Below are 13,885 nucleotides of genomic sequence, written 5' to 3'. Positions count from 1 at the left end.
GAGCCGGGAACTCCCGCGGTCATCGGTCTTTGCGTCAGTCGTCAGCTGGGGCCGGCGCCGACGCCCCGATCTGGGGCCAGCCGCTCGTGTCGGTCAGCTCCTCGTAGACGAAGTCCCACTTGATGTGCTCGTGGTGGTAGGAGCCGTGACTCTCGGCGTTCTTCAGGCCCTGCCAGGTTTCCTCGGGGACATCGAGGTAGACGTAGATCCGGTCGACGGGGTCGCCGTGGAACCGGATGTAGAGGTCCCGTGTCTGGCGGTCGTACAGCCCGGAGACGAGATTGCTACTCTCGAAGGCCATCATGTCCGTCCGGACCTCCTCAGGCGACAGCGGGTCGTCCAGCTCGACCGAGAGACTGGCCCGCGTGCCGACCTTGTTGGCCTTCGGTGGCGCATCCTCGGAGCGGCTGGCCTCCGAGTCGGCCTCAAACTCGGCGCCGACGTTGGCGACCAGCGTCTCGCCGTCGACGTCGTGGTCGTCGGGCAGCGGATCCTCGCCGATCATCTCCAGCGCCCGGTCGATTGGGATCGCGCCGCGGACGGCCTGGATCTTCGCCCGCGCCGTCCGTGCCTCCTCCTGTGGACGGTTCGCGCCCCGCAGCTCGAAGTCGATCGTCCAGTCGTCGACGCCGAGTGCGGTCTGATGGAGGATGCGATAGAGTCGCGCCTCGAACTTTGCCTGCTCGGGGGCGATCACGTCCTCGGCGAACTCCTGGACCTGCGCCTGGGAGTTCGAGCGGTTGGACGTGCTGGTGACGTTGATGAGGATCGGCGGGACCTCGTGGACCTTCGCGATCTCGTGCTCGTTGCGCTCGCGGAACTCCTGGAACTCCATGTCGTTGGAGTCGGTTGCCCCCAGCGGTTCGAACTCGATGTTCACATCTTTGGGGTCGCCCTCGTCGAGCGGGTTGTCGGACTCGAACTCGAAACCCTCGACCTCAAGGATGGCCGTCCGGTAGGACTCGCCCTTGAGGTTCTCCTGCAGCTCGCGGAGTTCTTCCTTGCTGTCTTCGGTGAGCGTCCCACCGGTGACCTTGATCGCGTAGTGAGGGATCCCCAGGTTGTCGAAGATGTCGTGGTTCCATTCCTGGGCGGCCTCGTCGGCGGCCATGGTCCGCATCGCTGCGACCCAGTCCGGGATCCCGTAGTACAGCGAGATCGGGCTGGGGTTCGGCACGAAGATCAGCTCGTTGGCCGGGCCGTTCGGGAGCGCGTCGGCACTGTCCGCGACCTCGCCAGTCTCTTTGTCGACGAACGTCGGGTCGTCGCCGTAGCGATCGCCGGCTTCGCCGAAGTAGCGCCGGCGCCCCTGCCGGATCTGGACGTAGCCGTGCCCGCTGACGATCTCCTCTTCTGTCTCGCCGTCTTCGGTCTCGACCTCCGTGGTCGTCTTGCGGACCCGAGTGGTCGCCGACGGAACGTGTGCCAGCCCGACCGGCGTGCCGTCGCCCTCGACGAGGATCTCCAGCGAGGCCCAGCCGATGCCGTGGTAGTCCAGTCGGGAGAGTTCCAGGACCTCCTCGGGCGTCGCGACGGTCGTGTTCTCCGGCCCGATCGACCATTTCGAGTCCGAACCGTGCCAGAAGTCATCGACCGTCTTGTAGGCGTCGCCGTCCGGGTCGGGGTCGCTAGCGCTCGGGTGCGGGACGATGTCGAAGCCGTAGCCACACTCGTAGCGGGCCTTCTTGCGCAGGCACGCCTGATGCGTCTCGTTCAGCTCCTGGAACGCGGCCAGCGTCTCGGGGTTGTACGGTGGGACGATCCCCCGGCCGACGTCCGTCGCGATGCGTCGCTCGTCGAGCTGTGTCGTCTCCGTTGCCTTCTCCATCGCCCCACTGTTGCCGGGCGTCGAGACGGAAAGGGAGACGCGCGTCGACTCCTCGTCTGATGAATCAGTCATGTTAGACGTAGCTCACCCCAGATCCGCTCCGGTCAGTGTCGGACGTCTTCGTGGCCGGCGCGTGCGTGAAGATCGCGTACCGCAGCGCGTCCATCGCGTGGTCGTTTTGCTTCAGTGGGTCGTCGCCATCGCCGCCGTCCCTGTACTGGTACTGTGGAAACTCGTTGCGGACGTTCTGACAGTGACGAACAACCCGGAAATCGTCCTGAAACTCCGAGATCTTCCGGATACCGGGCGACACCTCGTTGGCCGCCTTCTTCGCCGGCAGGCCGTAGTCCCGGCGGAACTCGTGGATGTTCGACGGCTCCGCTGGGTCGCAGTAGATGATTCCCTGCCCGTAGTCGTCGATGAACTCGCCGGCGGCGCGAGCCTGGTCGCCAGTCGTACACCGGCGTTCGTACCATTCGTCGGCGACGATCCACTGGTCACCGCGCCGACAGACGACCAGGACGACTGCGGGGTTGTTGTGGCCCCAGTCGACGCCGTAGACGACCTCGTCGTACTCCTCTGGTGGCTCGTCCATGAGGTGGTCGTCACTGAACCAGGGGTAGACCAGCCCCTCGAAGTCGGTGAATTGGCCCTTGACCTCCTGCTCGTAGAACCGACCCTCGTACTGCTCGACGATCTGGTCGGTGTAGACATCCGGCAGGTGCGGGTTGTCGCCGGTCTCGACGTCGTGGACGAGGTTGACGTCGTTGAGGGCGTCGTCACCGACGAAGGTATCGTAGACCCAGTTGTATCCCTTCGGCGTTCCCGTGATGAACGCGTTCAGGTACGACCCTTCACGGAGCCGGCCGACCATGATGTCCCAGGCCTCGGCCGCGATCGAGGATGGCTCGTCCATCCCGAACCAAGCGATGTTTGGGCCCCGGAGGCGCTGGATCTTTCGCGCGTTGTCGGCCGACTCGAAGATCACCGTAGCACCGTTCGGGAGGATCCAGCGCTTTTTGCTGGGCTGCCACTCGCCGATCTCGAGGTAGCCCCACTTTCGGAGCTCGGGGATGAGGACGTTCCGCAGCGACGGAACCGTCGGCGTGATCACGACGCCGGTCTCGCCAGGGTTCCAGTACCCGACGTTGAGGGCGATGCGCTGGATGAGCGCAGTCGTCTTGCCGGCGCCGATGCCAGAGACGAACGCGTTGTAGGTCGACCCGTAGGAGACAAACTGCTCCTGGTAATCCAGCGGTTCGAGCAACTCGTCGCGTTGCTCCTCTTCGAAACGCTCGGCAGTCGGCTCCGTGATCGGGCCGGCGTCGAGCGGTTGATATCCCTTGGGTGTGGCTGTCATGGGTCAGGCTGAGCGCTGTCTGGCACGACCAGCGGGATCCCCTCGGCGGCATCGCCGTCGCCGCCTTCCTCGTCGTAGGTATCGCCGTACTGGTCGTGGTGGATTTTATAAAGGGTTCGCGTGTCGCCCGTCTCCTTGGCCTGCTGCTTGACCTCGCTACGGTCCTGTCGAGCTGCGACTCGCCGTGCGCGCGCTGTTTCGTTGCGGAACTTGCGAAACAGTTCCTTGGCGTCGTCGTTGTCACCGCGTCGCCGCCACTTGTGGTACTGGTCGACGCTAATCCGTGCCTCTGCACACGCTTCGGGGACCGTCGCCCCAGCCTGGAGCGCGCCGGCCATCACTTCGATGATCGACTCGTCCTGCTCCAGAAGGGAGGTTCGACCGGTGCCACCGTCCTCGTCAGCATGGTCGATGCACGGGCCGGTGTCGGAATCACGCCCCCAACCAGCGCTACGCTGGCAGGGTTCACCGCTGTCCGTATCCGTGCTTCCGCAGATCTCGTCGTCGGTCATGATCAGTCTCTGTGGAAACGTCGGCTGTACTCCGCGCCGAGCAGAAATCCAAGCGCGACGCCGCCGACGAGGTAGTGCCACTCGTCGTAGGCGTTGGCGAACTCGCCGACGGCGCCGTCGGGAAGCGGACCGTCACTCACAGCTGACCACTCCCTTGAGCCAGCTCCAGGCCAGAACCACGACAATGTAGACCACGCCGACGGTCAGCAGCACGACCAACCGCGGGATCGCGATGTACCACGGGCCCTGCAGGGCCTCGTCGAACAGCGACATGGCGACGTTGTCCGACCGGCGATCGTCACTGCTCATCGGAGTCCTCCGTGGTGCTGCGGATCTCTTTGGCCTCGTCGACAGCGTCGCCGAACAGCCGCTTCCCGAACACGACGTAGGACGCGGCGACGATGATGGCCAACACGAGCAGGACGAAAAACGGACTGAGGCGGGTGCCGACGAGTCGGGCCCGGACCCAGAGCGCAAACGTCGTCGCGACGATCGCCGTCGACAGGAGCAGGCGGACGAGCCGGCGGTAGTTAGGCACTCCCACCACCCTTCTCGATGAAGTACTCCAGCCCCTCCGGCCCGGTGATGATCACCGCCATCATCGCGAACGTCGCGAGCGGTGGCGCGCCCAGGGACATCGCGTAAATCCCAGCGGCGACGCCGGTCAGCTGCGTGAGCTGCTTGATGATCTTGAACAGACGGAGTGACATGCCGTACTGGCTCCTCAGGCAGTGATCGAGGCGGTCGTTGTACGCGGCGAGTTCTTGGTTGAGTGGTCGTGACGTGGACATGGTGCCATAACTGCGATGGCCCGGTCGGGGAGTTGCACCCCACGCTCTCGCGAGCGTGCTGGATCCGGGCGGGGCGGCCGACTATGGTCGAGATGAGTCATGGCGTCGGCCGGTTGACTGACGATTCACTGCTGGGGGTAGGGGTGGGTGAAGCGGAAGCCAGTATGCCCTCGCCTTGCGGGTCATCGGGACCGGCCGGCGCGGACAGCCCTCGCGACGGCCAGCCGGAACGTCCCGAAGTCGTCGCCGGCGTAGTCCGGATTTCGCTTCAGGTCGGCGACCTCAACCAGGAGGACGAGCGGGTTGTGGGCGGCACCGAACTCGATCAACGTCGCGACGATCCCGACCGCGGCCTCCAGGGCCTCGTCACGCGACCGCGTCGACGGCGATCGGTGGTGATCGACGGCGCCGCAGAACGAGCAGGCCTTTCCCGAGCCGTCCTCGCCCGGCGGGTGGGCCTCGTCGCGACGATCGGCGAGTTCAGCCTCTTCCCAGTACTCTCGGTCGGCGGTGTTCCAGCGCGGTTCGCCTTCGGGGAGATCGTAGTCGACGAAGCTCAGGATATCGCCCACTTCGCGGCCCCAGCCGTGGTCGAACTCGAAGCGAGCGCGGACCCGCCGAAAGCACTGCTGGCAGCACAACGCCGGGTCGGCGACCAGCGTCTCGAACACGTCCTCGGGGTTGTCGGGGACATCGATGTCGTCGGTCGCGATGCTCGCCGTGGATGGGATCTCGAGAGACATAGCTGGGGGAGGTCACCGCCGGGCCAGGGCGGCTGGTAGCGCGTCGCCTGATAACTGCGGAGGAGTTGATATAAACGAATAGATAGCGCCGGTATACGGACCGGTATCCGGGCCGGATAGCGTTATGTGTCGTACTGCCGACATCGAGTGTCGCCTAGGACGTGGTCTTTGTCGACGAGACCCCGCTCGACGAGGTCTTCCAGTGCCTCACGCGCGGTCGTGTCTGGGAGCTGCGTCCGGGTCCGGATCTCGGTCAGGTCACACGGTCCGTGGGCTTCCAGAACTAGGTAGATGAGCTTCGCGCTCGGTCGCAGCGGAGCGATGTCGGGGTCAGTGATGTTGATACCGTCAGTCATGTGGTAGAGCGCGGGCTGTCGGGCCGCCCCGCGAACGGCCGTGAATCGGTCTCCGAGTCGTCAGTCTGACACTGACCGCCAGTCCCAGACCGCTGTGTCGTCCTGGTCATCGGTACTCGTCCCGGTGGTGAGTGCATCGACGGCTGGATCGGGGTCCCGAATCGCCAACGACCACGTATAGGTATCCAATACGGCATCGTTGGCAGTCTCACCGAGATCCACCACGCCAGTCGCCGGAAGCCCGTCGTCGGCGTACAGCGTCGCACCGTGGGCGCCGGCCTCCTCAAGAGCCTGCACCGCGTCCATGCCCTCGAGGCGATCGAGCGTCTGGCGGACGTGCTCTTTCGAGACGCCGGCGGTGTCGGCGATCTCGCGAGCGGTCAGCGAGGACGAGGCCGACCGGAGCTCCTCGACGATCGCCCGTTGGGCGTCGGTGAACGTCCACTCGATCCCCGAGACCTGGACGTCGGCGAAGTCGGTGGGCATCGCATCGGTCCGGACGAACACCGTCGCGTGGCTGTCGGGATCGTCGGGGTTACGAGCGTACCGGCCGGCGGCCTGTGCGGTGTGGTTCTCGCGAACGCTCGCGAGGATCTCCTGAGCCGTCTCGGCATCGGGACCCTCGAACCCGCGACCGTGGGCGCGCTCCTGGACGCCGTCGACGTCGACCGTCTCGGGGGAAGCATCCAGGTCGAGCTCTGCCAGCAGGTCGACGACGTGATCATCGCCGGGGTCGACACAGCCCTCGACGAGCCCGACGCCCTCGTCGGCGAAGTCGTTCCGTGACTTCTCCTCGCCGTAGTGCATCGTCTTCTTGGACTCGACCTCGCCAGTGGCGTCGCGACGAACGACGTTGTCGACGCCGGCGTCGGTGAGGATCTCCTGCAGCTGTGGCTCGACGCTGCTGGTCGAAATCGCGGTCTGGAACTCGTTGCCGTACTCCTGCCGGAGGTGCTCGACCATCGTCTCGACCTGCTGGCGCTGGAAATACTCGCCGCTCGCGAGCGGCCGGGTCGCCTCGCCCACCTGGACGACACGGAGGCCGCGCTCGTAGCGGCGCCACAGACGACGCTGTTCGGGATCGAGCACTGCGGTGGTGTCGATGTGGGGGACCGTATTCACGGCCCATTTCGGCTGGGCGGGGTGGGCATCCAGGCCGATCACGCTGCGGGCCTGGCTGAAGTCCGGCGCCGTCCGCACGGTCCGGACGTCGTTGTCCTCGTCGAGACAGACGGTCACCCAGACACGGTTCCAGCCGTCGTCATCGCCGACGTTCGCGTCCAGCCGCGGGGGCTGGTGGGGCGTCTTGCCGACGCGGCGGCCGTTCCCTCGGTCCTCGGCGTGAAAGATGGCCCTCGCGAGCGCCGGCGCCAGCGTGTGGGCGTCGTCGTGCTCGATGTACCACTCCCGATCGGGCTCATAGTCCAGCGAGTCCTGGAGCTGGTCGCGCTCCTTGGCGGCGTCGCCACCCCAGCCGTCGTGAGCGACCAGCGAGATGAACGACTCCCAGTTCGTGACGGGCGCGTCGGCGGCCTGTAGGTACGCCGTGATCGCGCGAGCGATCCGGTCCTTGGTGAGGTCCTGGGTGTAGTCGGGCTCCTCGTCGACGACGATGTTCGCCGACTGTCGGAGGCCGGGGACGTGCGCGAAGTTGTGCGTCGCGATGATGAGTGGATGCTCCCCCTCGCGGAGATCATCCCACTGCGTGACGCCACGACAGCCGTCGCCGCCACAGGGCAGTGCGACGCCCTGGTCGTTGTGGTCGGCGAGGTACTGATGCGCGGCAGAGAAGGGGATTCCCTTGCCCTCACACTGCCGGTCGAGCCACTGGCTGGCGGGCTCGCCGTTGATCGTGATCGGCTGCCGGTCGTCTTCCTGGCAGTGACGGGGGTCGTGGTCGCCCGCTGCGACGGGGCAGGCCTCATGCCGGGACAGCAGCACGAAGTGTTCACCACCGTGTTCTTCAGCAGCGGCGGCGGCCTCGTCGCGAGCGTCACGGGTAGCACTCAGGTGGACCACTCGCTGCCCACCGGTGACGTCCTCGAAGGCACCCCACCGCGTCGTCGCGACGGAGTAGGACTTCCCGAGTGAGGTCGGCGCGTCGACGACGGTCTCGTCCTCGTAGCGCATGGCCTGCTTGATCGTCGCGAGGAGCTCCTCGCGAGCGTCATCCGTCGACGGCCACTCCAGCCCTCGTTTCTTGGCCGCCCGGCGCCGTTCGTGCTGGGGCAGGGCCTCCAGCTGGGCGAGCGGGAGCGCACTGGTCGGCTCGCCGTCGACGTCGGCCTCCTGTTCGAAGGCGTCCTCGAGGAGCGGGTGGCGCTCCTCACCGTACTCCGGGTCATCGTCCTCCTCGGATCCGTCGGGGTCGTAGTACCAGTCCTGGTAGCCGACCTCCGAGAGCACGGAATCGCGATAACTGTCGTCCGGGCGCTCGGGCCACTTCTGGAGGTTGGCGCGGTCCATGAGCCGCCGGACCGTGGTCTCGTCACCGCGAGCGACCCAGGAGTCCAGGCGGTTGGCGAGCCAGAACTCGGCCGCCGAACGGTCGGAGAAGCCGGCGGCCTTGTACCGGCCGTTCCAGACACGCTTGATCCGATCGCCGTCGTGGCTGTTCGCGAACGCGAGTTCAAGGCGATCGTCGACGACGTCGTCGTCCGGCCGGTCGCCCTCGCCATCGAGATCCTCGATCGGCGACGGGCTGGTGTCGTTGTCACGGTCGCGGCGGTTGCTCGCCGGCCGCATCGAATCGTCGAGATCGTCGTCTGACAGCGTCGCGACGTCGCGGTCCTCGACGACATGATAGACCCCGCCGCTTGGGTGGACCGACCCTGGCGTGACTACATACCAGTTCTCGGCGCGGATCTCGCCGAGGTTGTCGCCGACGCGGGCGTTCTGTACGTCGCCGGCGTTCCGGTACGTCTCGTGGGCACCACGGCCCGATCCGGAGAGGACCTCAAGCGTCGGTTCGGCAGTGGGGGCCTGAAACGCATCGTCGTCGTGGTCGACGAAGACGGCATCCTCGGTCCCATGGTCCCACTTCCCGGCGTACATCGCGAAGCCGCGGGCGCCGTCTTCGCGGATCTGTCGGATCGCTTCCTCGCCGTCGACGAGGAACTCACGGCCTGCAGGGCTATCCAGGCTGGCCCGGCCCTGGATGATCGGCGCCTTTCCCTCCTCGTCGAGAGGCATGAGCCGAGGCACCTCACCAAACTCGTCGACGAACGCTTCCAGGTACTCCCGGAGCATGTCGGCACGTTCGTCGTCGGAGACGTCACAGACGTCGACCGGGTTCTCGTGGTCGTGTGGACACTCGTCGGGGTTGCTGTCCGAGTCAGGAGCACAGCCCTGGCAGATGAAACTGCCACCGAAGCGGTCGAGGTCCTCGGTGGCGCCGCAGCGGAAGCACTCCTGGGTCACTGGAACACACCTCCCTCTTCGAAGATGAGGTCACGGCGGCAGTCGGGACACAGTCGGCCGAAACTGGACCCCGAGCCGTGTGGACCGATCGACTCCTCGCGATCATCGCGAACCCGGTCACCGCAGGCCACACACCTGCTGGAGGTGAGTTTCTCTCTGCAGTCTGAACAGACCCAGACGATGACGGCCCCGCTCTCGTTGAAAACGTCGCACTTATCGAGGTCGTCGACAGGATCACCGCAGCCGTCGCAGTCTGTCGTCACCGCGACCACCCCCAGTCATCGAGCGTCGACTGGCCGTCGACATCGGGCCGGTCGGGCTCGTCCTCGGGGATCGGGACGTTCTCGACGCGCTCCTCGCCCTCGGCATCGATGCGGTCGTCGACGACGTCGACGGTCTCCCCGTCGTCGAGCTCCGGGCGCTCGCCGATCCACTGGACGGTGCCGTCAAGCGGGTCGCCGGAGTAGGAGCTCCGGCTCATGCCGAGCACCCCCCTGTTTCGACTGTTCCAGCCGATATGTCTATCGCGTTATATGGTGTATTGCTATCCGCCGGCGTCAGCGTCGCTCTATTTCGAGACTGCCCGGCGTTAGCATGTACGCAAAATGACCAGAGCCAGGGGTGGGATTTGAACCCACGAACTCTCGATTACAAGTCGAGTGCTTGGACCACCCAAGCTCCCCTGGCGCTCGCACTCGGTTGTTCTGGGGGGAGCGTTTAGAGAGTATCGCTTTCGGTCGACTTCTCGAACTCGACCCGGTGGGGCGTGTAGCCGTGGGCGTGGTAAAACCGGCGCGCACCGTCGTTGTCCGCCATCGCTTCCAGCGAGATGACATCGACGCCGGCGGCGGCGAGGGCGTCCTCCGCTGCGGTCAGGAGCGCGCTGCCGATCCCGTCGTCTCTGGCGCTCGGGACGACGTAGAGGTTCTCGACGACGCCCCGGACGACATCCTGCTCGTAGCGCCCCGTCTCGACCGAGAACATGACGAATCCGACGACCGCCTCGTCGTCGACGGCGACGCGCAGCCGATCGGTGACGATCCGCTGGAGGATCACCTCGCGGATCGCCGAGCGGTTCGCGTCCGTGGACAGGTGTGACCCGTGAGCGCGCTGGCCGGCCGCCAGCGCGACCCACTGGTCGGCGATCGTGTCGGCATCGGCTGTCTGTGCGGACCGGATCTCCACAGTACGGATCGGGCTGGGACGGAGAAAACGTTTGGCCCGGCTACACGTTCCGGCAGTCCGCACAGAGGAGCTGGCCGTTGAACGACGCGAGGTTCCGGGTGAAGGTCCCACAGGCCGAGCAGATCCCCTGTTGCTCGAACTGGTCGTCAGCGGCGGTCGCCGAGCCGTCCGCGGCGGCGACCTGCCCGGCGGTGGCGGCCTCCTGGCGGTCCGAGACTTGATCTGTCGTCTCGCTCTCCATCCGGGCGGCCGCGAGCACGTCGTGTTCGGTGACTGTCCCCACCGGGTCGCCGTCTTCGACGACCAGCAGCCATCCGGCGGACCACTCCAGCATCGTATCGCGCACGTCCGTCAGGCGAGCGTCCGGTGAGACCGAGGGGACCGACTCGACCATGGCGTCGCCGACTGTCGCGTCGTCGGCGTCGTCGGTGTCCACGAGGTGTCCGAGGAGGTCCTGCTCCGTGACGACGCCGACGGGGTCGTTCCCCCGGAGTACGAGTGCTGTCCGCTCGTCTTCGCGGACGAGTAACTCGGCGGTTTCGTAGAGGTCGTCGGACTCGCTGGCGCCGACGAACTCACGATTCATGACCTCTCGGGCGGTCACCGCAGTCTTCATGTGTGTCAATATCTCACGCGCCGTCTAAAAGGTACCTCCACCACGTTTATGCTACGCGGTGACGTACCTCTTTACCCTTCGTCGGCGAACGTGACTGGCCGGCCGGTCTCACGACAGGTTTCGAGCGCGTGTTTGGCGTCCATCCCGGCGGTGGCGGCGGTCCGGGCGCGCCCGACGCCGACCTTGAGTTCGACGCCGACCGTCTCTTCGACGTGTTCGATGGCGTCGCGGTAGTCCTCGTGGTCCAGCGCCGAGCAGACCGCGATGACGTTGTCGCCGCCCACGAAAAACGACAGCGAGTCGTGGGCAAAGCGCATGTACTTCATCAGCGCCGCGTACCCCTGTTCGATCCGGATGAACGTATCGAACTCGTTGAGCTGGTCGGTGTACTTCCCGGTCGCGTCGTCGACATCGAAGTGTGCCAGTTGCACGTCCGTCCCCGTCCGTTCGGCCGCGGGCAGAACGTCCGTTTCGAGCACTTCCCGTCGGCCGTCGTCCTGTGCACTCCCGGCCCGCTGGAGCCGCTCGGTCGCGGCCCCCAACGCCGCCGCCGGCGTCTCGGCGGTCGCCACCGAGAGGCTCGTCGAGACCGGATAGCGGTTCCCGACGGACTCCTGGATGCGTGCGTGGTCCGCCCGGTCGAGCCCGTTCGTGACGGCGATCATGTTGTCGAACCGCGAGAAGAAGAGGTAGCCGTCGTGGTTCCCGAATAGCTGCGCCAGGTCCGCGTACAGACGTGACTGGAGCGTCTGGAGGTCGACCTCGCGTCTCGGTTCCGGCGTGACCGTCCAGGGACCGTAGTTGTCGATCTGGACGTGTGTTACCTGCGTGTTCGTCACTGTCGGGACACGCTTGGGTGTCACACAGTATCGATCTGTCGGAACCGACTCAGTCGTGGGACGGGAGCACGTCCGGCCGCCGGAGTTCGACAGTGCCTTTCAGCGAGTCGTAGGCGACGATCCCTGTCGCGGTCAGTTTCGGGATGTGTCGCTCGTAGAGTTCCGTCCGAAGCGCCTGCACCGCCTCGTCGTCCACTGTGGCGGGGGCACCGTCTCGCTCGGCCGCCAGCACGGCGGCGGCGAGATCCGCGACGATCACCGGCCTCTCCCGGTCACGAAGCACTTCCAGGGCTCGTCGACAGTGCTCGTCGGCCCACAGCTCCTCGACGACGTGGTCCGGTAGTTGCGTCGGTCCCTCCGTTCCGTTCGAACTCCGTGTGGCCATAGTCGGCACTACAACAGCCCGGTACAAGTATGTGTCGTGGTCTCACACCGCGCGATCAGGCGTGGGTGAGCCGGTAGGGCCACCAGTCCGCTTCCCGCAGGGCCGCGCCCAGCGCCTTGTGGAAGTCCGGGAAGTCCTCGAACTCCTCCCGGTCGACGTACTCGAAGATGTCGGCGACGCTGACGACCGTCTCGTAGTCGATCCGGACCGGGTGGTCGCCGTACTGGTCGACGTAGTCCGCGGCCGAGAGGGGGAAGTCCTCTCCCTCGTCGATCTTCTTCGCGAGTATCGCGTGTCCGTACTTCCGGCGCCCTTCGCTGCCCTCCTCGCCGTCGGGGTCGTGCGGCCAGTCCATGCCCGACCCTCGGACCAGCGGAGCAAAAAGAATTGCCTTCAGCGTCACCAGCGGTTCGGGTCGGAGCCACCACTGGACCGACCACTGCGCCACAGTAGGCCACCGATGAGCAGGAATACGAGGACACCAACGCCCACGCCGACGACCAACACTGTCGGGAGGCCCGCGACCGTCGGCGGGAGCGAACTCGGCAACAGTCCGTCGCCGGCGGCCGGCCCGCCGCTACCACCGGTCCCGCTCCCTGCGGGCTGGCTCGTCGGTGTCGATGTCGCGGTGGTCGTTGCCGTCGGCGTCGCGGTCGGAGCGCCGGGTGTCGGGGTCTGTACCTGGCTGTCGACGATCCGGACGACGCCGACGGCCTGGTCGTTCACGCCCACGTCGTAGGCGCCGGCCGAGTCAGTGACCGCCGAGAGGGTCACCGTCCGCTCCTCGCCGGGCGCGACGGTGACGGTCGTCTCGTTGACCGACTCGTCGTCGAGCGTCATCGTCGCCGCGTAGTCGCCGGCGACGGCGCCGGTGTTCGTGACGGTCGCCTCGACGACGATCCGCTGGCCCGCCGGTGCGTCCTCCGTATCGAGCGCGGTCCCGGTGATCGAGAACGCGGGCGACATGCGGCCGACCGCGATGGTCGTGCCGTTGGGGACGGCCCCTTCGTAGACGATCGCCGTCGACTGGCGGTCGACGATCGTCGTCTCGACGGTGTGCCACTGGCTGTTTTCGTAGCTGTACAGCGACACCTCATCGGGCGTGAGCCCGAGCGACTGGAGCCGCGACTGGTTGACAGCGACTCGCGCCGTCGTCGACTCGACGGGCGCCGACGACGTGACGGAGACGACGCCGGCGACGGTCGCGTCCGTGGCCGGGATCGGAACCGCCGCTTCCGAGGGGTCGGTGTACTCCGTGACCGTCTGTTCGAAGCGGGACTCCCCGGTCGTGACGTTCCACTGCTGGAGACGCAGCGAGCGGTTCGTCGCCGCGGGGATCGGGACCCGGTGTGTCTCCCGAAGCGGGACGCCGTCGACGCGAACGCTGAGGGTCCGCTGGCTCTCCGTCCGGGCGTCGACCGTCGCGAGCGTCCGCGTCACCCGGACGTAACCCGCGAGTTCGTCGTCGGCCCGGAGTTCGTAGACGCCGGGCTGCTGAAAGCTGATGTTCGTCGAGGTGCGCTCGCGTTCGTCCGCTTCGACGACGACGCGGTTCGTCGCGAACCCGCTTCCGTTGCGTGTGAACTCGACCGTGTGTCCGCCGCGCGAGGTACCGAGGTTGCCGACGACAGCCGTGACGGTGACGTTCTCGCCGACGAGAACGTCCGACTGCCCGACGTTCGCGTTGGCGACGTACGTGCTCGGGACAGCGGCGGCCGGCGCCGCGGCCAAGCCCGCGATCGCGAGTGCGGTGACACAGACAGCGGCGAGACCGATCGCCGCCGCCGGGGACCGTTGCTGGTGCTCCATCGTCTCTGTCTGACCAACACCAGCAGTATAAAACTGCACAG

18 protein-coding genes and 1 tRNA gene are annotated in these 13,885 nt (G+C 66.5%); all 19 read right to left on the bottom strand.

The window, feature by feature from the left end:
- Window positions 1–34: 34 nt before the first annotated feature.
- The gene (locus P1L40_RS01240; RefSeq protein WP_284009495.1) at window positions 35–1,900 is read right to left on the bottom strand and encodes a phage portal protein; all 1,866 of its coding nucleotides are present in this window, start codon (window positions 1,898–1,900) and stop codon (window positions 35–37) included.
- Window position 1,901: 1 nt separating this feature from the next.
- Window positions 1,902–3,188 (bottom strand): PBSX family phage terminase large subunit, encoded by a 1,287-nt coding sequence (locus P1L40_RS01235; RefSeq protein ID WP_284009494.1) that lies wholly within the window; start codon window positions 3,186–3,188, stop codon window positions 1,902–1,904.
- Window positions 3,185–3,700, bottom strand: a complete 516-nt coding sequence (locus P1L40_RS01230) for a hypothetical protein (protein ID WP_284009493.1) — start codon at window positions 3,698–3,700, stop codon at window positions 3,185–3,187. Before P1L40_RS01230 ends, P1L40_RS01235 begins: the two co-directional genes overlap by 4 nt.
- 2 nt (window positions 3,701–3,702) lie before the next feature.
- Entirely contained in the window at window positions 3,703–3,840 is a 138-nt protein-coding gene (locus P1L40_RS01225; protein WP_284009492.1) for a hypothetical protein, read from the bottom strand.
- On the bottom strand, window positions 3,833–4,009 hold the full coding sequence (locus tag P1L40_RS01220) for a hypothetical protein (RefSeq protein ID WP_284009491.1): 177 nt from the start codon (window positions 4,007–4,009) through the stop codon (window positions 3,833–3,835). The genes P1L40_RS01225 and P1L40_RS01220 overlap by 8 nt, the downstream gene beginning before the upstream one ends.
- On the bottom strand, window positions 3,999–4,238 hold the full coding sequence (locus P1L40_RS01215) for a hypothetical protein (RefSeq protein WP_284009490.1): 240 nt from the start codon (window positions 4,236–4,238) through the stop codon (window positions 3,999–4,001). Before P1L40_RS01215 ends, P1L40_RS01220 begins: the two co-directional genes overlap by 11 nt.
- A complete protein-coding gene (locus tag P1L40_RS01210; RefSeq protein WP_284009489.1) occupies window positions 4,231–4,491 on the bottom strand; it encodes a hypothetical protein in 261 nt (86 codons plus the stop codon). The genes P1L40_RS01215 and P1L40_RS01210 overlap by 8 nt, the downstream gene beginning before the upstream one ends.
- 182 nt (window positions 4,492–4,673) lie before the next feature.
- A complete protein-coding gene (locus P1L40_RS01205; protein ID WP_284009488.1) occupies window positions 4,674–5,234 on the bottom strand; it encodes a hypothetical protein in 561 nt (186 codons plus the stop codon).
- Window positions 5,235–5,356: 122 nt separating this feature from the next.
- The gene (locus P1L40_RS01200) at window positions 5,357–5,590 is read right to left on the bottom strand and encodes a helix-turn-helix domain-containing protein (protein WP_284009487.1); all 234 of its coding nucleotides are present in this window, start codon (window positions 5,588–5,590) and stop codon (window positions 5,357–5,359) included.
- Between the two features lie 60 nt (window positions 5,591–5,650).
- Entirely contained in the window at window positions 5,651–9,010 is a 3,360-nt protein-coding gene (locus P1L40_RS01195; RefSeq protein WP_284009486.1) for a bifunctional DNA primase/polymerase, read from the bottom strand.
- Window positions 9,007–9,282 carry a hypothetical protein gene (locus P1L40_RS01190; RefSeq protein WP_284009485.1) on the bottom strand — a complete coding sequence of 92 codons (276 nt, stop codon included), beginning with the start codon at window positions 9,280–9,282 and terminating at the stop codon, window positions 9,007–9,009. The genes P1L40_RS01195 and P1L40_RS01190 overlap by 4 nt, the downstream gene beginning before the upstream one ends.
- Complete coding sequence (locus P1L40_RS01185; RefSeq protein ID WP_284009484.1) at window positions 9,270–9,491, bottom strand: hypothetical protein; 222 nt, start codon at window positions 9,489–9,491, stop codon at window positions 9,270–9,272. Before P1L40_RS01185 ends, P1L40_RS01190 begins: the two co-directional genes overlap by 13 nt.
- Before the next feature lie 132 nt (window positions 9,492–9,623).
- Window positions 9,624–9,697 (bottom strand) — tRNA-Thr (locus P1L40_RS01180).
- A 30-nt stretch (window positions 9,698–9,727) separates the two neighbouring features.
- Window positions 9,728–10,195 carry a GNAT family N-acetyltransferase gene (locus tag P1L40_RS01175; protein WP_284009483.1) on the bottom strand — a complete coding sequence of 156 codons (468 nt, stop codon included), beginning with the start codon at window positions 10,193–10,195 and terminating at the stop codon, window positions 9,728–9,730.
- Window positions 10,196–10,235: 40 nt separating this feature from the next.
- Window positions 10,236–10,811 carry a CBS domain-containing protein gene (locus P1L40_RS01170; protein WP_284009482.1) on the bottom strand — a complete coding sequence of 192 codons (576 nt, stop codon included), beginning with the start codon at window positions 10,809–10,811 and terminating at the stop codon, window positions 10,236–10,238.
- A 71-nt stretch (window positions 10,812–10,882) separates the two neighbouring features.
- A complete protein-coding gene (locus P1L40_RS01165; protein WP_284011095.1) occupies window positions 10,883–11,650 on the bottom strand; it encodes a GTP cyclohydrolase III in 768 nt (255 codons plus the stop codon).
- Window positions 11,651–11,699: 49 nt separating this feature from the next.
- Entirely contained in the window at window positions 11,700–12,035 is a 336-nt protein-coding gene (locus P1L40_RS01160; protein ID WP_284009481.1) for a DUF7344 domain-containing protein, read from the bottom strand.
- Between the two features lie 55 nt (window positions 12,036–12,090).
- A complete protein-coding gene (locus P1L40_RS01155) occupies window positions 12,091–12,390 on the bottom strand; it encodes a DUF5785 family protein (RefSeq protein ID WP_284009480.1) in 300 nt (99 codons plus the stop codon).
- 44 nt (window positions 12,391–12,434) lie between these two features.
- Complete coding sequence (locus P1L40_RS01150) at window positions 12,435–13,844, bottom strand: CARDB domain-containing protein (RefSeq protein ID WP_284009479.1); 1,410 nt, start codon at window positions 13,842–13,844, stop codon at window positions 12,435–12,437.
- Window positions 13,845–13,885: the final 41 nt, after the last annotated feature.

The sequence above is a fragment of the Haloarcula pelagica genome (assembly GCF_030127105.1).
Classification (GTDB): Archaea; Halobacteriota; Halobacteria; order Halobacteriales; family Haloarculaceae; genus Haloarcula; species Haloarcula pelagica.
Note: the sequence above shows the minus strand (reverse complement) of the source record. Positions and strands in the feature narration are given on the sequence as shown.